The following is a 22004-nucleotide window of genomic DNA, read 5'->3' on the forward strand; positions in this document are numbered from 1 at the left end:
GAAGGGCGGCACCCGGTTGCGGGTGCCGCCCTTCGGCGCATGTGCTCTCCGTCCCCGGGGGCGGGGCCGGCTCAGTACGCCGAGTTGACGTTGTCCATGGAGCCGTAGACCTTCCACGCGTAGTTGCACGCGGCGGTGATGTTGGCGACCGGGTCGTAGATGTTCCAGGAGGTGCCGTCGACGTGGTACGCCTTGAAGGTCGGGTCGATCACCTGGAGCAGGCCCTTGGAGGGGATGCCGGCGGCGGCGTTGGAGTCCCAGTTGTTGATGGCGTTGGGGTTGCCCGTGGACTCCCGCATGATGTTGCGGTAGATGCCGTTGTACGAGCCGGGGATGCCCTTGGCCTTCATGATGTCCATCGCCTCCTTGATCCAGCCGTCAAGGTTGTTGGCGTAGGTCTTCGGAGCCGGGGCCGGAGCCGGAGCGGCGGGCGCGGCCTGGACCGGCTTGCGCTCCTGGGAACGGCTCGCGGCCTCCTTCTCGGCGCGCTCCTTGTCGGCCTTCGCCTTGGCGTCCGCCTCGGCCTTCTTCTTGTTGGCCTCGGCCTCGGCCTTGGCCTGCTTGGCGGCGTTGTCCGACTGCTTGGTCAGCTCGGCCTGCTGGGTCTCGCCGAACGCGGAGGTGTTCCAGGCGACCTGCTTCACGGCGACCGGCTTCTCGGTGTCGGCGGAGCCACTGGGAACGGCGGCGAACACCAGGGCGGCGGCACCGGCCGCGGCGATGCCGGCGGCGGAGAACTTGTGAACCTTGGTCAGGCGGGAATAGCCGGAGATGGGGGAGCGCATGCTGAGCTGAACCTCTTCCAGTCGCTTGAGTCGCATCAGGCCCGGATCGGCGCGAAGTAAGCGCCGCGTCTCGATCGACGGCGCCGTGCGACGGGGGCAATTCTTAGCGGCTGCAAAAAGGTGTGGCAAAGGTGTGACGTACTATCCCGCTTCGTTGCGGGCGTCGGGACCAAGGGCCCGGAAAAACGGCTCGCTCCCTGCTCGGGGCGATGCTTATGACCGCTTTAAGCCTCCACTAGGCCGCTTCGTACGTGACCTGCGTCCCATGAGCGGGCTCACACCGGGGGTAGCGCTCCCTCACCCGATGTGAGCGCGCAGGCACAAAGCGTTTGCGATCAAAAACGCTGCAACGTTGCTCGGTCGCTCAGACCTCGACCAGCACCTGCTCCAGCGTCTTGCGCACCAGATCCGGCACCCGGCAGTCCCTCGCCGGATACCCCACCGGGATCACCGCGAACGCCTTCTCGTTCGCCGGCCGCCCCAGCACCTCCGACAGGAACCGCATCGGGCTCGGCGTGTGCACCAGCGCCGCCAGCCCCGACAGGTGCAGCGCGGACAGCAGCATCCCCACCGCGATGCCGACCGACTCGTCCACGTAGTAGTGCTTGCGCCTGCCGCCGTCCTCGCCCAGCCAGTAGCGCTGCTGGAAGACCACGATCAGCGCGGGCGCGTCCGTCAGGTGCGGCTTGACCTCGTCCGTGCCCAGCGGCCGCAGCGCCGCCAGCCACTCCTCGCCCAGCCGCCCGTCGTAGGAGATCCGCTCCTCCTCCTCGGCCGCCCGCCGGATGCTCCGCCGCACCTCGGCGTCCTTGACCAGGACGAACGTCCACGGCTGCTGATGCGCCCCGGAGGGCGCCGTGGCGGCACAGGCGATCGCGTCCCTCACCACCTGCTCGGGCACGGGATCGGCGGAGAACTGCCGCACCGTCCGCCGCCGTCCCATCCGCTCCCGCAGCTCGGCGGCGCGGGCGAGGGACTCCGCGGCGGGCATCCGCTCCGGCCGGTACGGAACGGGCCGGTAGGGCTCGCCGTGGGTGGGCGTCCACTGTATTGGTATAGACATGCGGGGAGTCTTCCCCCGCCGTCCCACGGCCAGTCGTGCCCCCGAAGACGGAACGGAACACCGACCACCGGCCTAGGCCCCACGGCCCGGCCGCGGCCGCCCCCGGGCCGATCCCCCGCCCGACGGCGCTGGATACGGTGATCCCATGACCAACGGCCCCCGCTCCGGCCTCACGGCCGTGAGCACCGCACTGCTCGCCATGAGCCGCCACCTGGAAGTACGCGACGTCCTCAAGACGATCGTCGTCTCCGCCCGCGAGCTGCTGGACGCCGAGTACGCCGCCCTGGGCGTGCCCGACGACCACGGCGGCTTCGCCCAGTTCGTCGTCGACGGCGTCAGCGACGAGGAGTGGAAGGCCATCGGCCCGCTGCCCCGCCAGCACGGCATCCTCGCCGCGATGCTCCGGGAGGCCACCCCCCAGCGCCTCGCCGACGTCCGCCAGGACCCCCGCTTCGAGGGCTGGCCCGACGCCCACCCCGACATGAGCGACTTCATCGGCATGCCCGTCGCCGACGGCGAGGAGATCCTCGGCGCCCTGTTCCTCGCCAACAAGAAGCGGGACACCACCACCGGCGGCCGCCGCACGGGCTGCGGCTTCACCGCCGACGACGAACAGCTCCTGGCCGTCCTCGCCCAGCACGCCGCCATAGCCCTCACCAACGCCCGGCTCTACGAACGCAGCCGCGAGCTGACCATCGCCGGCGAGCGGGCCCGCCTCGCGCACGAGCTCCACGACGCCGTCTCCCAGAAGCTCTTCTCCCTGCGCCTGACCGCCCAGGCCGCCGCCGCCCTCGTCGACCGCGACCCCGCCCGCGCCAAGGGCGAGCTGCACGAGGTGGCCCGCCTGGCCGCCGAGGCCGCCGACGAACTGCGCGCCGCCGTCGTCGAGCTGCGCCCCGCCGGCCTCGACGAGGACGGGCTGGCCGCCACCCTGCGCACCCACGTCAAGGTCCTGGACCGGGCCCACAGCGCCCACGTCACCTTCGCCACCCGGGGCGTACGGGCGCTGCCCGCCGCCCAGGAGGAGGCCCTGCTGCGCGTGGCGCAGGAGGCGCTGCACAACGCCCTGCGCCACTCCGGCGCCTCGGTCGTCGACGTCACCCTGACCCGCCTGGGCCACGGCGCCGCCCTGCGGGTGCGCGACGACGGACGGGGCTTCGACCCCTCGGCCGTCCGTCAGGCCGGCCGCCACCTGGGCCTGGTGTCCATGCGCGACCGCGCGGACGGGGTCGGCGGGAAGCTGACCGTGGACTCGGAGCCCGGCAAGGGCACCACGATCGAGATGGAGGTGCCCGGTGGCTGAGGCCAAGGTGATCAAGGTGCTGCTGGTCGACGACCACCAGGTCGTCCGGCGCGGGCTGCGCACGTTCCTGGAGGTCCAGGACGACATAGAGGTGGTGGGCGAGGCCGCGAACGGCGCGGAGGGCGTCGAGCGCGCCGAGGAGCTGCGGCCCGACGTCGTCCTGATGGACGTGAAGATGCCGGGCATGGACGGCATCGAGGCCCTGCGCAAGCTCCGCGAGCTCGGCAATCCCGCCCGGGTGCTGATCGTCACCAGCTTCACCGAGCAGCGGACCGTCGTCCCCGCCCTGCGCGCCGGCGCCGCGGGCTACGTCTACAAGGACGTGGACCCCGACGCCCTGGCCGGCGCCATCAGGTCCGTACACGCCGGGCACGTACTCCTCCAGCCCGAGGTGGCCGGCGCCCTGCTCTCCCAGGAGGAGACCGGCAACGGTGGCCAGGGGCGCGGCGGCGCGCTCACCGACCGGGAGCGCGAGGTGCTCGCCCTGATCGCGGACGGCCGCTCCAACCGCGAGATCGCGCGGGCGCTGGTGCTGTCGGAGAAGACCGTCAAGACGCACGTGTCGAACATCCTGATGAAGCTCGACCTCGCCGACCGCACCCAGGCGGCGCTGTGGGCCGTCCGCCACGGGATAGGCGCCTGAGCCGGCGCCGTACCGGGCGGTAGCTGAACGTCACGTTCTGATCAGCGATTCATGCGGTCGTGTGATAACCCGCCCGCAGGCGCAACCCGAATGGCCCAGGGCCGTTTTCCATGGCGTAACCGCGGCAGCCGGCCGTGGCGACGCTCTGGAAACACTCCCAGGAAGGTCACAGAAAGAGTGAAGAACATGAAGAAGGCCGCTGCCGTCACCCTCGCTGTCGGCGGTCTCGCCCTGGCCGGCGCCGGTGCCGCCTCCGCGCACGGCGGGCACGGCGCGAGCGCCGAGTCCAAGGGCAACCCGGGCGTCGTCTCCGGCAACATCCTCCAGGCGCCGGTCTCCGTCCCCGTGAACGTCTGCGGCAACACGATCAGCGTCGTCGGCCTGTTCAACTCGTCGCTCGGCAACACCTGCGTCAACCAGTAACCGGCGCGATCCCGCCCCGCCGGAAACGTCGGCTCCGCTCCGGTGGAGCCGACATCCGGGTGGTGATCAATCGGCCGAACGAGGGCAAACACCGCCGATGGCCGTGCCATCGGCGGTGCACTGGCGTTCATCAGTGCACGACCCCATGGCTGGGGCCGGCAAGGTCAGTCGTCTCAAAGGAAGACCACCTCATGAACAGTGCCAAGAAGGCCGCCCTCGCTCTGGCCGCCGCAGGCGTCGCCCTCAGCGCCTCCGTGGCGCCCGCCCTGGCCGACGACGGCTTCAGCGGGGCCCTGGCCTCGGGCGTCGCGAAGGGCTCCCCGGGCGTCATCTCGGGCAACGTCATCCAGGTGCCGATCGACATCCCGATCAACATCTGCGGCAACACCATCGACATCATCGCCCTGCTCAACCCGACGTTCGGCAACACCTGCATCAACGGCGACACCCGTGAGCACCACAGCCACTACGAGGAGCACCACAGCCACCACGGCGGTCACGACCGCGGGCACCACGACGACGGCGGGCACCACGACGACGGTGGCCACCACCACGAGGGCGGCCACTAAGGACTGACGCCCCGCGCCCCCAGGGGGCGTACGGGCGCACAGCGAGAAGGCCCCGTGGACCGCGCGGTCCACGGGGCCTTCCCGCGCCCGGAGCCGGCTCCGTCAGCCCCGGCGCCGGTCCCGCTCCTCCACCATGGCGTTGTACGCGGCCACCTGGGCCCGCCGGGCCGTGCGCTCCACCGGCCGCAGCGCGGCCGACCGCGCCGCGATCTCCGAGGCGCTCACCGCGCCGCCGTGCTCACGCCCCTCGCGGTCGCCGGGCCGGTAGGCGAGGGAGATCAGCGCCCCCACCCGCCGGGCGAGCTCCAGCACCCGTACCGCGCGCGGCGGGTAGCCGGGCGCCAGCACCTCGCCCCCGCGCTCGGCCCGCGCCCGGTAGGCCTCCAGCGCCGCCTGCGCCACCGGCCCGGACCCGGCCACGTCCAGACGGATGAGCACCTCGGTCGCCTCGCGCATCGCCTCGGCGAGCTCCCGCTCGGCCTCCGACAGCGACGGCACGTCCGCGGGCGGCGCCTCCCGCACGGGCAGGCAGTGCCAGAGGACCTCCACGTGCACATCGCCCCCGGGCCCCGCCTCGGACACCTCCGGTACGAGCCCCAGTGCCGCGCCCGAGGCGACGACGGCCTCCTCGGCCTCCAGGGCGCGCGCGTTGAACTCCGGGGGCCCGCTCAGCCCCAGCGGGTGTCCGGGCGCCGGCAGCGCGAGGCGCAGCCCCGTCGCCCCGAGGGCGCGCAGCCGCCCCAGGGCCAGGGTCAGGCCGACGGGCCCGGACTCGCCGGGCAGGCCGGTGACACGGTGGACCGCGTCACGTCCGGTGATGTGGTGGGCCGCGTCATCCGGGGCGGCAAATCCGGCAAGCAGGGCATTTCCCCATGCGGTGAGCCGTCCTGAGCGAGGTTCATCGAGCATGCCCCCCAGCCTAGGGACTGCCATCCGCGACCGGTGGCGTAGGTTTTCCTATGGGGACTGCGCCGACAGGCGCAAGCGACGACGCGACTGCAATGGGAGACAACGCGCTCATGAGCGATGTGCTGGAACTGGTGGACGTATCCGTGGTCCGCGAGGGCCGGGCTCTGGTGGACCAGGTCTCCTGGTCGGTCAAGGAGGGCGAGCGCTGGGTGATCCTCGGCCCCAACGGCGCCGGCAAGACCACCCTCCTCAATGTCGCCTCCAGCTATCTCTTCCCGAGCAAGGGCACCGCCCGGATCCTCGGCGAGAAGCTCGGCGCCGTCGACGTCTTCGAGCTGCGCCCGCGCATCGGCATGGCCGGCATCGCCCTCGCCGACAAGCTGCCGCGCACCCAGACCGTCCTGGAGACCGTGCTCACCGCCGCCTACGGCATGACGGCCACCTGGCAGGAGGACTACGAGGAGGTCGACGAGCAGCGCGCCCGCGCCTTCCTCGACGTGCTCGGCATGACCGACCACCTCGACCGCAAGTTCGGCACCCTCTCCGAGGGCGAGCGCAAGCGCACCCTCATCGCCCGCGCGATGATGACCGACCCCGAGCTGCTCATGCTCGACGAGCCCGCCGCCGGCCTCGACCTCGGCGGCCGCGAGGACCTCGTCCGCCGCCTGGGCCGTCTGGCCCGCGACCCCCTCGCCCCCTCGATGGTCATGGTCACCCACCACGTCGAGGAGATCGCCCCCGGCTTCACCCACGTCCTGATGATCCGCCAGGGCAAGGTGCTCGCCGCCGGCCCCATCGAGCTCGAGCTCACCTCCCGCAACCTCTCGCACTGCTTCGGCCTCCCTCTGGTCGTCGAGCGCCGCGGCGACCGGTGGACCGCCCAGGGCCTGCCGATCTCCTGACGGGCCACCGCCGGGGCCGACCGGCCCCGGCACCCTGTCCGACGGCCGTCCCGCGCCCCTACCATGACCATGTGGACACATGGGTCTGGTGGCTCGTAGCCGCCGTCGGGCTGGGTATTCCGCTGGTCGTGACCGCCATGCCGGAGTTCGGCATGTTCGCGGTCGGTGCCGTGGCCGCCGCGGTCACCGCCGCCCTGCACGGGGGCATGGTGGCCCAGGTCGTGGTCTTCGCCGTCGTCTCCGTCGCCCTCATCGCCGTCGTACGCCCGCTCGCCAACCGGCAGCGCTCCCGTCGCCCCGAGGTGAAATCGGGCATCGACGCCCTCAAGGGCCGCCAGGCCGTCGTCCTCGAACAGGTCGACGGCAACGGCGGCCGCATCAAGCTGGCCGGCGAGATCTGGTCCGCCCGCGCCCTCGACCCGGGCCGCGTCCACGCGGTCGGGGAACAGGTCGACGTCGTCGAGATCGACGGCGCGACGGCCGTGGTCATGTGACCGGCCGTGGAAGCGGTGCCTTACGGACGACCTGCGGCCAACGCCTGCACGGCGGCACCGTGTTCTGAAAGACTCTGATCAAGTCCAACGACACAGGCAACGACACAGGCACGGGGAGCTGGAGCCACGATGGAACCGATCATCATCGTCCTGATCATCCTGGTGGTGCTCGTCTTCATCGCCCTCATGAAGACGGTTCAGGTCATTCCGCAGGCCAGCGCCGCCATCGTCGAACGGTTCGGCCGCTACACCCGCACCCTCAACGCGGGCCTGAACATCGTCGTCCCCTTCATCGACTCCATCCGCAACCGCATCGACCTCCGCGAGCAGGTCGTGCCGTTCCCGCCGCAGCCGGTGATCACCCAGGACAACCTCGTCGTCAACATCGACACCGTCATCTACTACCAGGTGACCGACGCCCGCGCGGCGACGTACGAGGTCTCCAGCTTCATCCAGGCCATCGAGCAGCTCACCGTCACCACCCTGCGCAACATCATCGGCGGCATGGACCTCGAGCGGACCCTCACCTCCCGCGAGGAGATCAACGCCGCGCTGCGCGGAGTCCTCGACGAGGCCACCGGCAAGTGGGGCATCCGCGTCAACCGTGTCGAGCTCAAGGCCATCGAGCCCCCGACCTCCATCCAGGACTCGATGGAGAAGCAGATGCGCGCCGACCGTGACAAGCGCGCCGCCATCCTCACCGCCGAGGGCATCCGCCAGTCCCAGATCCTCACCGCCGAGGGCGAGAAGCAATCCGCCATCCTGCGCGCCGAGGGCGAGGCCCGCGCCGCCGCACTGCGCGCCGAGGGTGAGGCCCAGGCGATCCGCACGGTCTTCGAGTCCATCCACGCCGGCGACGCCGACGAGAAGCTGCTCGCCTACCAGTACCTCCAGATGCTCCCGAAGATCGCCGAGGGCGACGCCAACAAGCTCTGGATCGTGCCCAGCGAGATCGGCGACGCGCTCAAGGGCCTCAGCGGCGCCGTCGGCAACCTCGGCCCCATGGGCTCCGGCGGCGGAAGCGGCCCCAGGACCACCAAGGAGAACCCCCGCCCCCGCCGCGAGCAGCCCCCGATCGACTAACCCGATCGACCAGGAGGACGGCGCCCGCCTCCCTGTCGCGACGCGACCCGTCTGATGCATGATCAGTGTGGCCCCTCGACCTCTGACGGCGGGGAGGCGACACACTGACGTAAGGAGATGGCTTTGTCCATCTGGGAAGCTCTCGCGATCCTCGCGGCCGGCATCGGCGCCGGCACCATCAACACCATCGTCGGCTCCGGCACCCTGTTCACCTTCCCGGTGCTCCTCGCCACCGGACTGCCCCCGATCACGGCCAACGTCTCCAACACCGTAGGCCTCGTCACCGGCAACATCAGCGGCGCCATCGGCTACCGCCGTGAACTGCGCGGGCAGAAGCGACGGATGGTCCGCTTCGGCCTGACCGCCCTCGTCGGCGGGCTCACCGGCGCGGTACTGCTCCTGGCCCTGCCGTCGAAGGCCTTCGACGCCATCGTGCCCGTCCTCATCGGCCTCGCCCTGGTCCTGATCGTCCTCCAGCCCCGGATCGCCCGCGCCCTCGCCGCCCGCCGCGAACGCAACGGAACCGCGGTCCCCACCGACGGCGGCCTCGCACTGCTCATCGGCCTGCTGGTCGCCAGCACCTACGGCGGCTACTTCGGCGCCGCCCAGGGCGTCCTGTACCTCGCCCTCATGGGCATACTGCTCCACGACGAACTCCAGCGCGTCAACGCCCTCAAGAACGTCCTGGGCGTCATCGTCAACGGCGTCGCCGCGCTCTTCTTCGTCTTCGTCGCCGACATCGACTGGCTCGCCGTCCTGCTCATCGCCGCCGGATCCACCGTCGGCGGCCAGATAGGCGCCAAGGTCGGCCGCCGCCTGCCGCCGACCGCCCTGCGCGCCGTCATCGTCGTGGTCGGCATCGTCGCGATCGTGCAGATGCTGCTCAAGTAGCCGCAATCCCCCCGGGGGGAACGCTCCGGGCCCTTCCCCCGTATCCAGCACGGGCCCGGAGCGTAGACAGCGGACGCGGTCACCCGGCGCAGAACCGGCCTCCGGCAGACGGCCGGCGCACCTGCGCCCCGCCGCCCCCGCCACTGCGGTATCCGCTGCCCGACGGCCGTATGCGAAGCCGCCAGCCAAGCACCACCACTGTGCGATCCGGACCGACGGGGGCGCAACGGAATTTCCGGTCGCTCGCGCGCGCCCGACGGGGCGTACGGACGTCAGCCCGAGGCCGGAACCTCGTACACGCCGATCAACTGCGCCCGCGCGAGCGAGTGGAACCGCAGGTGGAAGCCCACCACGGCCGGCGAGGCGTCCGCGTCCGGGCCGAGCTTCTCCTGGTCCACCGCGTACACGTTGAACACATACCGGTGCGGCCCGTCCCCGGGGGGCGGCGCGGCACCGCCGAAGTCCTTGCTGCCGTAGTCGTTGCGCGCGTGCAGCGCGCCCGCCGGCAGCTCCGTCATGTCACCGCTCGCCGCACCGGCGGGCAGCTCGGTCACGCCGGCCGGGATGTCGAACAGGACCCAGTGCCAGAAACCGCTGCCGGTCGGCGCGTCCGGGTCGAAGCACGTCACCGCGAAGCTCTTCGCGTTCGCCGGGAAACCCTCCCAGCGCAGATGCGGCGACGTGTTGCCGCCGGAGTACACCTGATCGTCCTTCAGCCGGGCGTCGGGCGCCACGTCCTCGCTCTCCACCGTGAACGACGGAATGGGAGGAAAGAAGTCGTGGGGGAGCGGCGGTTTGTTCTGGGCTGACACTGGGACACCTCCAGTACGAGCGGACGGGTGGGAGCGCCAGCCTAACGAGGCCACCGGGACACATCCGGATACCGGACTGCGACCATATGGAGTGTGCTTCATGTACTTCGCCACATTCGTCATATCCGCCACATTCGCCACAACGGGCCATCGGGACGACCGGGGCCGCCACCCCCGGCACCACGACCGGCGGAACCCCAACGACCGGAAGCCCGACGGCCGGCGGGCCGAGTGATGCGGGCGCTGGCCGTCCTCCTGGCCGCCCTGCCGATCCTGCTCCTGCCGGCCTGCTCGACGGGCGGTCAGAAGACCGAGAAGGCCCCGGCCTCCACCGCCACGACGACCGCACCGCCCTGGGCGAAGGGCATGAAGACCGTCCGCGAGGACAGACTGCCCCCCGAGGCCCGGCGTACCCTCGAACTCATCGCCAAGGGAGGCCCCTTCCCCTACGACAAGGACGGCAGCGTCTTCGGCAACTACGAGAACCGCCTGCCCCGACAGGCCCGCGGCTACTACCACGAGTACACCGTCCCCACCCCCGGCGCCCGCAACCGCGGCGCCCGACGCATCATCACCGGCGACCACGCCGAGCGCTACTACACCGGCGACCACTACCAGACCTTCGAAGCGGTGGTGCAACCATGACCGGCCCTCTGCCCGCCCCCGGCCTCCCCGGCCTCCTCAACGGATCCACGCCCCCGGCATCTACCGCCTGCCCCCGCCGACGCCCCCGAGGACGTCCCGGCCCTCGCCGCCGAGGCCGACTGGCGGGCATCCCGGCTCCGCCTCACCGGCGTCCACGACAAGGCCGTCTTCCTCGACCGGTGCGCGACCGACCTGGAATTCCCCCAGTGGTTCGGCCACAACTGGGACGCCCTGGCCGACTGCCTCACCGACCTGTCCTGGTGGGGATCCGGCAAGTTCCGCGGCTACCTGCTCCTCGCCGAGGACTGGGACGCCTTCGCCGCCGCGGCACCGGACGACGCCCGCACCGCCCTGGCCGTCCTCCACGACGCCGCCGACTACTGGTCGGGCACCGAATCACCCCTGGCCGTCCTCCTCGGCTGACGCCCGCCAGTGGGTACTCCTCGGCGGCCGGGCATGCGGAGGCCGGGGTACGGGCCGCCACCCGCACCCCGGCCCGTCCGGCTCAGAGCCAGTTGCGCTGGCCGCCGACCTCGGCGAGCCACTGGTTCAGATAGGCGGCCCAGTCGGTGTCCCCGAACGACTGCAGATCGACCGTGAACGACCGGTAGGTGTCGCTGCCCGAGCTGAACAGCCCCGGCTTCTTGTCCATCTCCAGAACGACGTCCATCTGACGATCGTCGGCGACGAACGACAGCTCGACCTCGTTCAGCCCCCGGTACTGCGCCGGAGCGTGGAACTCGATCTCCTGGTAGAACGGCAGCCGCTGCCGCGTCCCGCTGATGTGGCCACGCTCCAGATCCGCCGACTTGAAGGCGAAACCGAGCCGGCCGAACGCGTCGAGGATCGCCTGCTGCGCCGGCATCGGGTGCACGTTCACCGGATCGAGGTCCCCCGAGTCCACCGCGCGGGCGATCGCCAGGTGCGTCGTCACCCCCACGCTCATCCCGGTCAGGTGCCGGCCCATGAACATCGTGATCGGCGTCTCCCAGGGAATCTCCAGCCCGAACGGCACCACGTGCACCGCCCCTGCCTGCACCTCGAACTCCCCGCCGAGCTGGACGCGCGTGAACTCCACGTCCTGCTTGTACTCGCCGTCCTCGCCCTCCACCTCGACCCGGGCCTGCAGCCCCACCGACAGCCCCTCGATGCGCTGCGGGACCGAGCCGCCCTGAATACGCACCTCGCCCTGCACCACACCGCCCGGGACGACGTTCTCCTCGAAGAGCACCGTCTCGACCGACGCGCCGCCCGCGCCCAGGCTCGCCATGAGCTTCTTGAACACCATCGCTGTTCCAACCTCCCCGGGACCGGGACGAACCCCGACCCTTCCACTACGCTCGACCGGCATGATCGCCGCGCCTGACCGTATGCCACTGGCTCGGGAGTTCTTCGACCGTCCCGTACTGGAGGTCGCACCCGAGCTCCTCGGCCGCACGCTCGTCCGGACGACCCCCGAGGGGCCGATCGAGCTCCGCATCACGGAGGTCGAGGCCTACGCCGGAGAATCCGACCCCGGCTCGCACGCCTACCGCGGCCGCACGGAACGCAACGCGTCGATGTTCGGGCCGCCCGGACACGCGTATGTCTACTTCATCTACGGAATGTGGTTCAGCCTGAACCTCGTCTGCGGCCCCGAAGGCACCGCGAGCGGCGTCCTGCTCCGCGGCGGCGAGATCATCAAGGGCGCCGACCTGGCACGCGCCCGCCGCCCCAAGGCCCGCCGCGACCGCGAGCTCGCCCAGGGCCCCGCCCGCCTCGCGACCGCCCTCGACGTCGACCGGGCGCTCAACGGCACCGACATCTGCGCCGGCCCCGGCGCCCCCCTGTCCGTTCTCCAGGGCCACCCCGTCCCCGCACACGACGTCCGCAACGGCCCGCGCACCGGAGTCGGCGGCGAGGGCGCGACCCACCCCTGGCGCTTCTGGGCGGACGGCGACCCCACGGTCAGCCCCTACCGCGCACACGTGCCGCGCGACCGGAGCAAGCGCGCGTAGGACGTGGGGACGGTAGAGACGTGGGCCGGCGGGGGTGCCATGACGGTGCTTGACTCCGGCGTCAAGAGGGCCTAACGTAGGCGAGCCGCTTGAGACGGAGCAGCGCTGCGAGCGCGTATCCACTGGGCGGCGACAACCACTACTGCGAGGACATCCCGGGTCGGGATCTATTTCGGTGCGCCGAAATATGACGACGATCGGCTCGATTAGGAGCCGCAAGGGAAATCCGCTAAAGTAGTGGACACGCCGGAAGGCGCGAACAAACCCCGCTCCAACAGGGGGCCGGAAACGGAATTCGGACCGGAAACGGAACGGAAAACGGATCTGGTAAGGTTGGAAACAACGAAGGGAAGCGCCCGGAGGAAAGCCCGAGAGGGTGAGTACAAAGGAAGCGTCCGTTCCTTGAGAACTCAACAGCGTGCCAAAAGTCAACGCCAGATATGTTGACACCCCGTCCATCTCGATGGATGAGGTTCCTTTAAAAGTCCTACCGGGTCCTTTGCGGATCGGGTGGGCACACACAGCGAGGACGCTGTGAACGACCGGGCCTATTCCGCCTGGTTGTTCCGCTCAACGCGAGTGTGAACCGGATTACCGGTAAACATTCACGGAGAGTTTGATCCTGGCTCAGGACGAACGCTGGCGGCGTGCTTAACACATGCAAGTCGAACGATGAAGCCCTTCGGGGTGGATTAGTGGCGAACGGGTGAGTAACACGTGGGCAATCTGCCCTGCACTCTGGGACAAGCCCTGGAAACGGGGTCTAATACCGGATACGACCTTCGAGCGCATGCTTGAAGGTGGAAAGCTCCGGCGGTGCAGGATGAGCCCGCGGCCTATCAGCTTGTTGGTGGGGTAATGGCCTACCAAGGCGACGACGGGTAGCCGGCCTGAGAGGGCGACCGGCCACACTGGGACTGAGACACGGCCCAGACTCCTACGGGAGGCAGCAGTGGGGAATATTGCACAATGGGCGAAAGCCTGATGCAGCGACGCCGCGTGAGGGATGACGGCCTTCGGGTTGTAAACCTCTTTCAGCAGGGAAGAAGCGAGAGTGACGGTACCTGCAGAAGAAGCGCCGGCTAACTACGTGCCAGCAGCCGCGGTAATACGTAGGGCGCAAGCGTTGTCCGGAATTATTGGGCGTAAAGAGCTCGTAGGCGGCTTGTCACGTCGGATGTGAAAGCCCGGGGCTTAACCCCGGGTCTGCATTCGATACGGGCAGGCTAGAGTTCGGTAGGGGAGATCGGAATTCCTGGTGTAGCGGTGAAATGCGCAGATATCAGGAGGAACACCGGTGGCGAAGGCGGATCTCTGGGCCGATACTGACGCTGAGGAGCGAAAGCGTGGGGAGCGAACAGGATTAGATACCCTGGTAGTCCACGCCGTAAACGTTGGGAACTAGGTGTGGGCGACATTCCACGTCGTCCGTGCCGCAGCTAACGCATTAAGTTCCCCGCCTGGGGAGTACGGCCGCAAGGCTAAAACTCAAAGGAATTGACGGGGGCCCGCACAAGCAGCGGAGCATGTGGCTTAATTCGACGCAACGCGAAGAACCTTACCAAGGCTTGACATACACCGGAAACGGCCAGAGATGGTCGCCCCCTTGTGGTCGGTGTACAGGTGGTGCATGGCTGTCGTCAGCTCGTGTCGTGAGATGTTGGGTTAAGTCCCGCAACGAGCGCAACCCTTGTCCTGTGTTGCCAGCATGCCCTTCGGGGTGATGGGGACTCACAGGAGACTGCCGGGGTCAACTCGGAGGAAGGTGGGGACGACGTCAAGTCATCATGCCCCTTATGTCTTGGGCTGCACACGTGCTACAATGGCCGGTACAATGAGCTGCGATACCGCGAGGTGGAGCGAATCTCAAAAAGCCGGTCTCAGTTCGGATTGGGGTCTGCAACTCGACCCCATGAAGTTGGAGTTGCTAGTAATCGCAGATCAGCATTGCTGCGGTGAATACGTTCCCGGGCCTTGTACACACCGCCCGTCACGTCACGAAAGTCGGTAACACCCGAAGCCGGTGGCCCAACCCTTGTGGAGGGAGCCGTCGAAGGTGGGACTGGCGATTGGGACGAAGTCGTAACAAGGTAGCCGTACCGGAAGGTGCGGCTGGATCACCTCCTTTCTAAGGAGCACATAGCCGACTGCGAGCGAATGACTCGCACGGTTGCTCATGGGTGGAACGTTGACTATTCGGCACAGTTCTTGAGGGATCACTAGTACTGCTTCGGCGTGGAACGTGAATCTTGAAAGACTGGGCCGGGCACGCTGTTGGGTATCTGAGGGTACGGACTTCGGTCTGAACCTTCGCGATGCCGGCCCCGGTAAAGCTTTGCTTCGGCAGAGTGTGACGGGTGGCTGGTCGTTGCTTGAGAACTGCACAGTGGACGCGAGCATCTGTGGCCAAGTTTTTAAGGGCGCACGGTGGATGCCTTGGCACCAGGAACCGATGAAGGACGTGGGAGGCCGCGATAGGCCCCGGGGAGCTGTCAACCGAGCTTTGATCCGGGGGTGTCCGAATGGGGAAACCCGGCAGTCGTCATGGGCTGTCACCCGCTGCTGAACACATAGGCAGTGTGGAGGGAACGCGGGGAAGTGAAACATCTCAGTACCCGCAGGAAGAGAAAACAACCGTGATTCCGGGAGTAGTGGCGAGCGAAACTGGATGAGGCCAAACCGTATGTGTGTGATACCCGGCAGGGGTTGCGCATGCGGGGTTGTGGGATCTCTTTTTCATGGTCTGCCGGCCATGAGACGAGTCAGAAACCGTTGGTGTAGGCGAAGGACATGCGAAAGGTCCGGCGTAGAGGGTAAGACCCCCGTAGCTGAAACATCAACGGCTCGTTTAAGAGACACCCAAGTAGCACGGGGCCCGAGAAATCCCGTGTGAATCTGGCGGGACCACCCGCTAAGCCTAAATATTCCCTGGTGACCGATAGCGGATAGTACCGTGAGGGAATGGTGAAAAGTACCGCGGGAGCGGAGTGAAATAGTACCTGAAACCGTGTGCCTACAAGCCGTGGGAGCGTCGCGCATCAAGCTTGCTTGGTGCGTCGTGACTGCGTGCCTTTTGAAGAATGAGCCTGCGAGTTTGCGGTGTGTTGCGAGGTTAACCCGTGTGGGGAAGCCGTAGCGAAAGCGAGTCCGAATAGGGCGATTGAGTAGCGCGCCCAAGACCCGAAGCGGAGTGATCTAGCCATGGGCAGGTTGAAGCGGAGGTAAGACTTCGTGGAGGACCGAACCCACCAGGGTTGAAAACCTGGGGGATGACCTGTGGTTAGGGGTGAAAGGCCAATCAAACTCCGTGATAGCTGGTTCTCCCCGAAATGCATTTAGGTGCAGCGTCGTGTGTTTCTTGCCGGAGGTAGAGCACTGGATAGGCGATGGGCCCTACCGGGTTACTGACCTTAGCCAAACTCCGAATGCCGGTAAGTGAGAGCGCGGCAGTGAGACTGTGGGGGATAAGCTCCATGGTCGAGAGGGAAACAGCCCAGAGCATCGACTAAGGCCCCTAAGCGTACGCTAAGTGGGAAAGGATGTGGAGTCGCAGAGACAACCAGGAGGTTGGCTTAGAAGCAGCCACCCTTGAAAGAGTGCGTAATAGCTCACTGGTCAAGTGATTCCGCGCCGACAATGTAGCGGGGCTCAAGCGTACCGCCGAAGTCGTGTCATTCACACAATAACCCCAACGGGTGTGTGGATGGGTAGGGGAGCGTCGTGTGCCGGGTGAAGCAGCCGCGGAAGCGAGTTGTGGACGGTTCACGAGTGAGAATGCAGGCATGAGTAGCGATACACACGTGAGAAACGTGTGCGCCGATTGACTAAGGGTTCCTGGGTCAAGCTGATCTGCCCAGGGTAAGTCGGGACCTAAGGCGAGGCCGACAGGCGTAGTCGATGGACAACCGGTTGATATTCCGGTACCCGCTTTGAAACGCCCAATATCGAATCAGGCGATGCTAAGTCCGTGAAGCCGTCCTGGATCCTTCGGGTGAAGGGGAGTGGTGGAGCCGACGAACCAGACTTGTAGTAGGTAAGCGATGGGGTGACGCAGGAAGGTAGTCCAGCCCGGGCGGTGGTAGTCCCGGGGTAAGGGTGTAGGCCGTGTGATAGGCAAATCCGTCACACATTAAGGCTGAGACCTGATGCCGAGCCGATTGTGGTGAAGTGGATGATCCTATGCTGTCGAGAAAAGCCTCTAGCGAGTTTCATGGCGGCCCGTACCCTAAACCGACTCAGGTGGTCAGGTAGAGAATACCGAGGCGTTCGGGTGAACTATGGTTAAGGAACTCGGCAAAATGCCCCCGTAACTTCGGGAGAAGGGGGGCCATGTCCGGTGATGAGTCTTGCACTCTGAGCTGGGTGTGGCCGCAGAGACCAGCGAGAAGCGACTGTTTACTAAAAACACAGGTCCGTGCGAAGCCGTAAGGCGATGTATACGGACTGACGCCTGCCCGGTGCTGGAACGTTAAGGGGACCGGTTAGCTCTGTTTCGACAGGGCGAAGCTGAGAACTTAAGCGCCAGTAAACGGCGGTGGTAACTATAACCATCCTAAGGTAGCGAAATTCCTTGTCGGGTAAGTTCCGACCTGCACGAATGGCGTAACGACTTCTCGACTGTCTCAACCATAGGCCCGGTGAAATTGCACTACGAGTAAAGATGCTCGTTTCGCGCAGCAGGACGGAAAGACCCCGGGACCTTTACTATAGCTTGATATTGGTGTTCGGTTCGGCTTGTGTAGGATAGGTGGGAGACTGTGAAGTCATGGCGCCAGCCATGGTGGAGTCGTCGTTGAAATACCACTCTGGTCGTGCTGGATGTCTAACCTCGGTCCGTGATCCGGATCAGGGACAGTGTCTGGTGGGTAGTTTAACTGGGGCGGTTGCCTCCTAAAGAGTAACGGAGGCGCCCAAAGGTTCCCTCAGCCTGGTTGGCAATCAGGTGTTGAGTGTAAGTGCACAAGGGAGCTTGACTGTGAGACCGACGGGTCGAGCAGGGACGAAAGTCGGGACTAGTGATCCGGCGGTGGCTTGTGGAAGCGCCGTCGCTCAACGGATAAAAGGTACCCCGGGGATAACAGGCTGATCTTCCCCAAGAGTCCATATCGACGGGATGGTTTGGCACCTCGATGTCGGCTCGTCGCATCCTGGGGCTGGAGTCGGTCCCAAGGGTTGGGCTGTTCGCCCATTAAAGCGGTACGCGAGCTGGGTTTAGAACGTCGTGAGACAGTTCGGTCCCTATCCGCTGCGCGCGCAGGAGTCTTGAGAAGGGCTGTCCCTAGTACGAGAGGACCGGGACGGACGAACCTCTGGTGTGCCAGTTGTCCTGCCAAGGGCATGGCTGGTTGGCTACGTTCGGGAGGGATAACCGCTGAAAGCATCTAAGCGGGAAGCCTGCTTCGAGATGAGGACTCCCACCCACTTGATGGGGTAAGGCTCCCAGTAGACGACTGGGTTGATAGGCCAGGTGTGGAAGACCGGTAACGGTTGGAGCTGACTGGTACTAATAGGCCGAGGGCTTGTCCTCAGTTGCTCGCGTCCACTGTGTGGTTCCCGGGTTGCGAACAGTCGCACCGGTTGAACCAGTTTCACTTACTTAATTGAAGAGTGTGCTTGTTCGCTAGAACCCGATAGGGTTTCGGTGGTCATAGCGTTAGGGAAACGCCCGGTTACATTCCGAACCCGGAAGCTAAGCCTTTCAGCGCCGATGGTACTGCAGGGGGGACCCTGTGGGAGAGTAGGACGCCGCCGAACAATCTTTCAAGGACCCTTGGTCCCAGCGTTCACGCTGGGACCAAGGGTCCTTTTGTTTTTCTGTTGCTTTGCCGAAGCGCGCCTGTGAGCCGGGTGCGCGAGAATGACTGCGTTACCCGAAGACAGGAGTCACGTCGATGTCCACCAACTCTCCCGAGGGTCGCTCGGGCGGCGAGTCGCGCTACGGAGGCCCCCGCGGCCCGCGCAGCGGCGGTTTCCGGCGCGACGACCGTTCCGGTGGCTTCCGCCGTGACGAGCGTCGTGATGACCGTGGCCCGCGCCGCGACGATGACCGTGGTCCGCGTCGCGAGGACGACCGTGGCGGTTTCCGCCGCGATGACCGCGCCGGCGGCTTCCGCCGCGACGACCGTCGTGATGACCGTGGTCCGCGCCGCGACGATGACCGTGGTCCTCGCCGCGATGACCGTGGTGGCCGTCCTGGTGGTGGCTTCGGCCGCCGTGACGACGACCGCGGCGGCTTCCGCCGTGACGAGCGTCGTGATGACCGTGGCCCGCGCCGCGACGATGACCGTGGTCCGCGTCGCGAGGACGACCGTGGCGGTTTCCGCCGCGATGACCGTCCCGGCGGCTTCCGCCGCGACGACCGTCGTGATGACCGTGGTCCGCGCCGCGATGACGACCGTGGTCCTCGCCGCGATGACCGTGGTGGCCGTCCTGGTGGTGGCTTCGGCCGCCGCGACGACGACCGCGGCGGCTTCCGCCGTGACGAGCGTCGTGACGACCGCCCCGGTGGCTTCCGTCGCGACGAGCGCCGTGACGACCGTCCGGCCTTCCGCCGCGATGACGACCGTGGTGGCTTCCGCCGCGATGACCGTGGTCCGCGCCGCGACGACGATCGTGGCCCGCGCCGCGATGACCGTGGCGGCGAGCGCCCGGCCTTCCGCCGTGACGAGCGCCGTGACGACCGTGGTCCGCGCCGTGACGACGACCGTGGTGGTTTCCGCCGTGACGAGCGCCGCGACGACCGTCCGGGTGGTTTCCGCCGCGATGAGCGTCGTGATGACCGTGGTCCGCGCCGCGATGACGACCGCGGCGGCTTCCGCCGTGACGACCGTGGCGGCGAGCGCCCGGCCTTCCGCCGTGACGAGCGCCGCGATGACCGTGGTCCGCGCCGTGATGACGACCGCGGTGGCTTCCGCCGTGACGAGCGCCGCGACGACCGTGGTCCGCGCCGCGATGACGACCGCGGTGGTTTCCGTCGCGACGACCGTCGCGACGACCGTGGCCCCCGTCGTTCGTTCCGTGACGACCGTCAGGGCGGCGGATACCGCGGCGGCCGTGACGACCGTTCCGGTGGCTTCGGGCGCCGTGACGACCGCGACCGCGGTGACCGGGAGCCGGTGAAGCGGCTGCCGATCCCCGAGGACGTGACGGGCGAGGAGATCGACAAGGACGTGCGGCAGGAGCTGATGAGCCTGCCCAAGACCCTCGCCGAGGACGTCGCCCGCAACCTGGTCATGGTGGCCAACCTGCTGGACGAGGACCCCGAGCAGGCGTACGAGTACTCCCGGGTCGCCCTGCGGCTCGCGTCGCGCGTCGCCGCCGTGCGCGAGGCCGCCGGCTTCGCCGCGTACGCCACGGGCAAGTACTCCGAGGCCCTCGCCGAGTTCCGTGCCGCGCGCCGGATGACCGGTTCGGTCGAGCTGTGGCCGGTCATGGCCGACTGCGAGCGCGGCATGGGCCGCCCGGAGCGCGCCCTGGCCATGGCCGGCGAGCCCGAGGTGCAGAAGCTCGACAAGGCGAGCCAGGTCGAGATGCGCCTGGTCGCCGCCGGTGCCCGTAAGGACATGGGCCAGGCGGAGGCGGCCGTCGTGACGCTGCAGAGCCCCGAGCTGGCGTCGAACTCCGTCCAGCCCTGGACCGCGCGCCTGCGCTACGCGTACGCCGACGCCCTCCTCGACGTCGGCCGGGAGGCCGAGGCCCGCGAGTGGTTCGCCAAGGCCCTCGAGGCCGACCAGGGCGGCACCACGAACGCCTCCGACCGGCTCGCCGAGCTGGACGGCGTGGAGTTCACGGACGCCATGGAGGAGGACGCCGACGAGGCCGACACCGCCACCGAGGCCGACACCGCCGTCGAGGCCGAGGCCGAGGCCGAGGCCGAGGCCGACGTCGAGCCCAAGGCTGACGCCGACACCGACGCCGACGCCGAGACCGAGCCCAAGGCCGAGGCGAAGGACGCCGACGCCGAAGCCGACGCCGGTGCCGAGGCTCCCAAGGAGTCCGGCGACCAGGGCTGATCCGAAGCGATCGCACGTCGAACAACGCCGAGGGCGGGGGCCCGGATCATCCGATCCGGGCCCCCGCCCTCGGCGTTTTGCGTATCAGGGCTCAGTTCAGGGCCAGGCTCCGCAGCACCAGGCCCGTGGCCGGCTTGGGGCCGAACGACGTGGACTTGCGCGGCATCGTCACGCCCTGCTCGGCCAGCTCCCGCACGACGTCCTCGCGGACGGGGTGCATCAGGACGGCCGTACCGCCGTGGCGCTCGGCCTGCTTGACGGCCGCGGCCGTCTCGTGGATGTAGCCGATGTGCTCCGGGTCGTCGGGAACCCGCCAGATGTTCTCCAGCAGGACCGAGTGCAGCACCGTCGCGTCCAGTTCGCGCCAGGCCTGCGGGCGGTCGGCCGGGACCGTGCGGTCCAGCAGCAGCGGGTCGGGACGGTCCAGCAGGTGGAACCGGCCGTCGCCGGCGAGCAGGAAGGCGTTGCCCGGCCCCGAGGCGGCCTCGGCCAGCGCCTCGAGGGCGTTGGGCAGCGGGCCCTCGAGGGTGCGGACGCGGAAGGCGCCGCCCAGCGCGGCCAGGGCGTCCTGGACCGGCAGCCGGTGCAGGAGGCGGTGGATGGCCCGTACGCGCAGCGGGTAGCGGGCGGTGTCGACGAGCAGGACGAGGCCGAAGTCCCAGGGGCCCGGCGCCGGCTGTTCGGCGCGCAGCCGCAGGTAGGTGGCCCAGCGGTGGTGGCCGTCGGCGATCAGGGCGTGCCGGCGGCCGAGGTCGTGGTCGATGAGGGCGAGGTCGTCCGGGTCGGTGATGGACCACAGGCGGTGGGCGTAGCCGTCGTCGGTGGCGGTGGACAGCAGCGGCTCGGTGCGGATGACGCGATCGATGACGCCCGCCGCGCCCTCCTCCTCGTCGTCGCCGCCGCGGTAGGAGAAGAGCAGCGGCTCGAGGTTGGCGCCGGTGTCGCGCATCAGGGCGGCGCGGTCCTCGATGATGTGCGGCATGACGTCCTCGTGGGGGAGGACGACGCCCTCCTCGCGCGGGGTGAGGCGCAGTGCGCCGATGAGGCCGCGCTGGAGTATGCCGTCGCCGCTCTGCTCGTACACGTAGAGCGCGGGCTCGGGGTCGGCGGCCAGGATCCGCTCCTCCTGCCATCGGCGCAGGGTCTCGGCGGCCTGGCGGTGCCGGTCGGCGGCGGTGGCGGCCTGGGGGAGGATGAGGCGGACGATGTTGTGCGGGTCGGCGGTCTCCAGGTGGCGCAGGCCGTCGGGCCGCACGACGACGTCGTACGGTGGCGAGGTGACCGACGCGAGGCTGCCGACCCGCTCGGGGACGTAGCGCAGCCCTCGGAAGGGGGCGAGGCGCAGCCCCCGCTCTGCGGGGCTGCCGTTGGCGCCGTTGCCATGGCCTGGAGTGCTCATTGTGAAATGTTATGTCTCGTGGCCGGATGAGCAATGATCGTGGGAGAGACGTACAGCACAAGGAGCGAACACAG

19 protein-coding genes, 3 rRNA genes and 1 pseudogene are annotated in these 22004 nt (G+C 68.1%); 17 read left to right on the forward strand and 6 right to left on the reverse strand.

Translation table 11 applies throughout. From position 1 onward, the window contains the following. Positions 1-71: 71 nt before the first annotated feature. A complete protein-coding gene (locus tag J1792_RS10635) occupies positions 72-785 on the reverse strand; it encodes a transglycosylase SLT domain-containing protein (RefSeq protein WP_086570710.1) in 714 nt (237 codons plus the stop codon). A 364-nt stretch (positions 786-1149) separates the two neighbouring features. Continuing rightward, the gene (locus tag J1792_RS10640; protein ID WP_207247156.1) at positions 1150-1848 is read right to left on the reverse strand and encodes a nitroreductase family protein; all 699 of its coding nucleotides are present in this window, start codon (positions 1846-1848) and stop codon (positions 1150-1152) included. Between the two features lie 145 nt (positions 1849-1993). On the opposite strand from J1792_RS10640, the gene J1792_RS10645 reads away from it, so the two are divergent. From J1792_RS10645 to J1792_RS10660, 4 genes are all read left to right on the forward strand, one after another. After that, positions 1994-3151: a GAF domain-containing sensor histidine kinase gene (locus J1792_RS10645; RefSeq protein ID WP_086570702.1), complete on the forward strand. Its 1158-nt coding sequence runs from the start codon at positions 1994-1996 to the stop codon at positions 3149-3151. Next, entirely contained in the window at positions 3144-3794 is a 651-nt protein-coding gene (locus J1792_RS10650) for a response regulator (protein ID WP_086570700.1), read from the forward strand. The genes J1792_RS10645 and J1792_RS10650 overlap by 8 nt, the downstream gene beginning before the upstream one ends. 177 nt (positions 3795-3971) lie before the next feature. Next, positions 3972-4217 carry a chaplin gene (locus J1792_RS10655; RefSeq protein WP_086570698.1) on the forward strand — a complete coding sequence of 82 codons (246 nt, stop codon included), beginning with the start codon at positions 3972-3974 and terminating at the stop codon, positions 4215-4217. Between the two features lie 191 nt (positions 4218-4408). After that, positions 4409-4786 carry a chaplin gene (locus tag J1792_RS10660; RefSeq protein WP_086570696.1) on the forward strand — a complete coding sequence of 126 codons (378 nt, stop codon included), beginning with the start codon at positions 4409-4411 and terminating at the stop codon, positions 4784-4786. 102 nt (positions 4787-4888) lie between these two features. Here J1792_RS10660 and J1792_RS10665 read toward each other — a convergent pair whose 3' ends face one another. Then, the gene (locus tag J1792_RS10665; RefSeq protein ID WP_086570694.1) at positions 4889-5695 is read right to left on the reverse strand and encodes an Rv1486c family protein; all 807 of its coding nucleotides are present in this window, start codon (positions 5693-5695) and stop codon (positions 4889-4891) included. Positions 5696-5787: 92 nt separating this feature from the next. Between J1792_RS10665 and J1792_RS10670 the strand changes: the two genes are divergently transcribed. The 4 genes from J1792_RS10670 to J1792_RS10685 all read left to right on the forward strand — a co-directional run bounded on the left by J1792_RS10670 (position 5788) and on the right by J1792_RS10685 (position 9065). After that, on the forward strand, positions 5788-6597 hold the full coding sequence (locus J1792_RS10670) for an ABC transporter ATP-binding protein (RefSeq protein ID WP_086570692.1): 810 nt from the start codon (positions 5788-5790) through the stop codon (positions 6595-6597). A gap of 71 nt (positions 6598-6668) precedes the next feature. Then, the gene (locus tag J1792_RS10675; RefSeq protein ID WP_242705073.1) at positions 6669-7091 is read left to right on the forward strand and encodes an NfeD family protein; all 423 of its coding nucleotides are present in this window, start codon (positions 6669-6671) and stop codon (positions 7089-7091) included. A 129-nt stretch (positions 7092-7220) separates the two neighbouring features. Beyond that, positions 7221-8174, forward strand: a complete 954-nt coding sequence (locus J1792_RS10680) for an SPFH domain-containing protein (RefSeq protein ID WP_086570690.1) — start codon at positions 7221-7223, stop codon at positions 8172-8174. 123 nt (positions 8175-8297) lie between these two features. Continuing rightward, positions 8298-9065: a sulfite exporter TauE/SafE family protein gene (locus tag J1792_RS10685; protein ID WP_086570688.1), complete on the forward strand. Its 768-nt coding sequence runs from the start codon at positions 8298-8300 to the stop codon at positions 9063-9065. A 272-nt stretch (positions 9066-9337) separates the two neighbouring features. Here the strand turns inward: J1792_RS10685 and J1792_RS10690 are convergent, their stop codons facing one another. Beyond that, positions 9338-9877 (reverse strand): YbhB/YbcL family Raf kinase inhibitor-like protein, encoded by a 540-nt coding sequence (locus J1792_RS10690; RefSeq protein WP_086570686.1) that lies wholly within the window; start codon positions 9875-9877, stop codon positions 9338-9340. A 100-nt stretch (positions 9878-9977) separates the two neighbouring features. Here J1792_RS10690 and J1792_RS35035 point away from each other — a divergent pair, with 100 nt between their 5' ends. The 3 genes and pseudogenes from J1792_RS35035 to J1792_RS33960 form a co-directional block, all read left to right on the forward strand. Further along, positions 9978-10112: a hypothetical protein gene (locus tag J1792_RS35035; RefSeq protein ID WP_278186249.1), complete on the forward strand. Its 135-nt coding sequence runs from the start codon at positions 9978-9980 to the stop codon at positions 10110-10112. Further along, complete coding sequence (locus J1792_RS10695) at positions 10112-10522, forward strand: guanyl-specific ribonuclease (RefSeq protein ID WP_207247157.1); 411 nt, start codon at positions 10112-10114, stop codon at positions 10520-10522. The genes J1792_RS35035 and J1792_RS10695 overlap by 1 nt, the downstream gene beginning before the upstream one ends. 186 nt (positions 10523-10708) lie before the next feature. Beyond that, positions 10709-10945: pseudogene (locus J1792_RS33960) on the forward strand (barstar family protein); the annotation flags it as partial. An 82-nt stretch (positions 10946-11027) separates the two neighbouring features. Here the strand turns inward: J1792_RS33960 and J1792_RS10705 are convergent. Further along, positions 11028-11810 (reverse strand): sporulation protein, encoded by a 783-nt coding sequence (locus J1792_RS10705; RefSeq protein WP_086573294.1) that lies wholly within the window; start codon positions 11808-11810, stop codon positions 11028-11030. A 61-nt stretch (positions 11811-11871) separates the two neighbouring features. On the opposite strand from J1792_RS10705, the gene J1792_RS10710 reads away from it, so the two are divergent. From J1792_RS10710 to J1792_RS10735, 6 genes are all read left to right on the forward strand, one after another. Then, the gene (locus J1792_RS10710) at positions 11872-12519 is read left to right on the forward strand and encodes a DNA-3-methyladenine glycosylase (protein WP_207247158.1); all 648 of its coding nucleotides are present in this window, start codon (positions 11872-11874) and stop codon (positions 12517-12519) included. A gap of 604 nt (positions 12520-13123) precedes the next feature. Next, a 16S ribosomal RNA gene (locus tag J1792_RS10715) occupies positions 13124-14647 on the forward strand. 276 nt (positions 14648-14923) lie between these two features. Beyond that, positions 14924-18046 (forward strand): 23S ribosomal RNA (locus J1792_RS10720). A 110-nt stretch (positions 18047-18156) separates the two neighbouring features. Beyond that, positions 18157-18273: ribosomal RNA gene (gene rrf, locus J1792_RS10725) — 5S ribosomal RNA — on the forward strand. The 16S, 23S and 5S rRNA genes sit together here, the layout of an rRNA operon. A 237-nt stretch (positions 18274-18510) precedes the next feature. After that, positions 18511-19638 carry a hypothetical protein gene (locus tag J1792_RS10730; protein WP_207247159.1) on the forward strand — a complete coding sequence of 376 codons (1128 nt, stop codon included), beginning with the start codon at positions 18511-18513 and terminating at the stop codon, positions 19636-19638. Between the two features lie 50 nt (positions 19639-19688). Continuing rightward, entirely contained in the window at positions 19689-20531 is an 843-nt protein-coding gene (locus J1792_RS10735) for a tetratricopeptide repeat protein (RefSeq protein WP_207247758.1), read from the forward strand. A 91-nt stretch (positions 20532-20622) separates the two neighbouring features. Here J1792_RS10735 and J1792_RS10740 read toward each other — a convergent pair whose 3' ends face one another. Next, complete coding sequence (locus J1792_RS10740; protein WP_207247160.1) at positions 20623-21930, reverse strand: DUF1015 family protein; 1308 nt, start codon at positions 21928-21930, stop codon at positions 20623-20625. Positions 21931-22004: the final 74 nt, after the last annotated feature.

The organism is Streptomyces triculaminicus (assembly GCF_017349075.1).
Lineage (GTDB): Bacteria > Actinomycetota > Actinomycetes > Streptomycetales > Streptomycetaceae > Streptomyces > Streptomyces triculaminicus.

Coding starts and splice junctions, on each gene's coding strand:
- J1792_RS10635 (WP_086570710.1), bottom strand. CDS start 785: ATGCGCTCCCCCATCTCCGGCTATTCCCGCCTGACCAAGGTTCACAAG.
- J1792_RS10640 (WP_207247156.1), bottom strand. CDS start 1,848: ATGTCTATACCAATACAGTGGACGCCCACCCACGGCGAGCCCTACCGG.
- J1792_RS10645 (WP_086570702.1), top strand. CDS start 1,994: ATGACCAACGGCCCCCGCTCCGGCCTCACGGCCGTGAGCACCGCACTG.
- J1792_RS10660 (WP_086570696.1), top strand. CDS start 4,409: ATGAACAGTGCCAAGAAGGCCGCCCTCGCTCTGGCCGCCGCAGGCGTC.
- J1792_RS10665 (WP_086570694.1), bottom strand. CDS start 5,695: ATGCTCGATGAACCTCGCTCAGGACGGCTCACCGCATGGGGAAATGCC.
- J1792_RS10670 (WP_086570692.1), top strand. CDS start 5,788: ATGGGAGACAACGCGCTCATGAGCGATGTGCTGGAACTGGTGGACGTA.
- J1792_RS10680 (WP_086570690.1), top strand. CDS start 7,221: ATGGAACCGATCATCATCGTCCTGATCATCCTGGTGGTGCTCGTCTTC.
- J1792_RS35035 (WP_278186249.1), top strand. CDS start 9,978: ATGTACTTCGCCACATTCGTCATATCCGCCACATTCGCCACAACGGGC.
- J1792_RS10695 (WP_207247157.1), top strand. CDS start 10,112: ATGCGGGCGCTGGCCGTCCTCCTGGCCGCCCTGCCGATCCTGCTCCTG.
- J1792_RS10705 (WP_086573294.1), bottom strand. CDS start 11,810: ATGGTGTTCAAGAAGCTCATGGCGAGCCTGGGCGCGGGCGGCGCGTCG.
- J1792_RS10710 (WP_207247158.1), top strand. CDS start 11,872: ATGATCGCCGCGCCTGACCGTATGCCACTGGCTCGGGAGTTCTTCGAC.
- J1792_RS10740 (WP_207247160.1), bottom strand. CDS start 21,930: ATGAGCACTCCAGGCCATGGCAACGGCGCCAACGGCAGCCCCGCAGAG.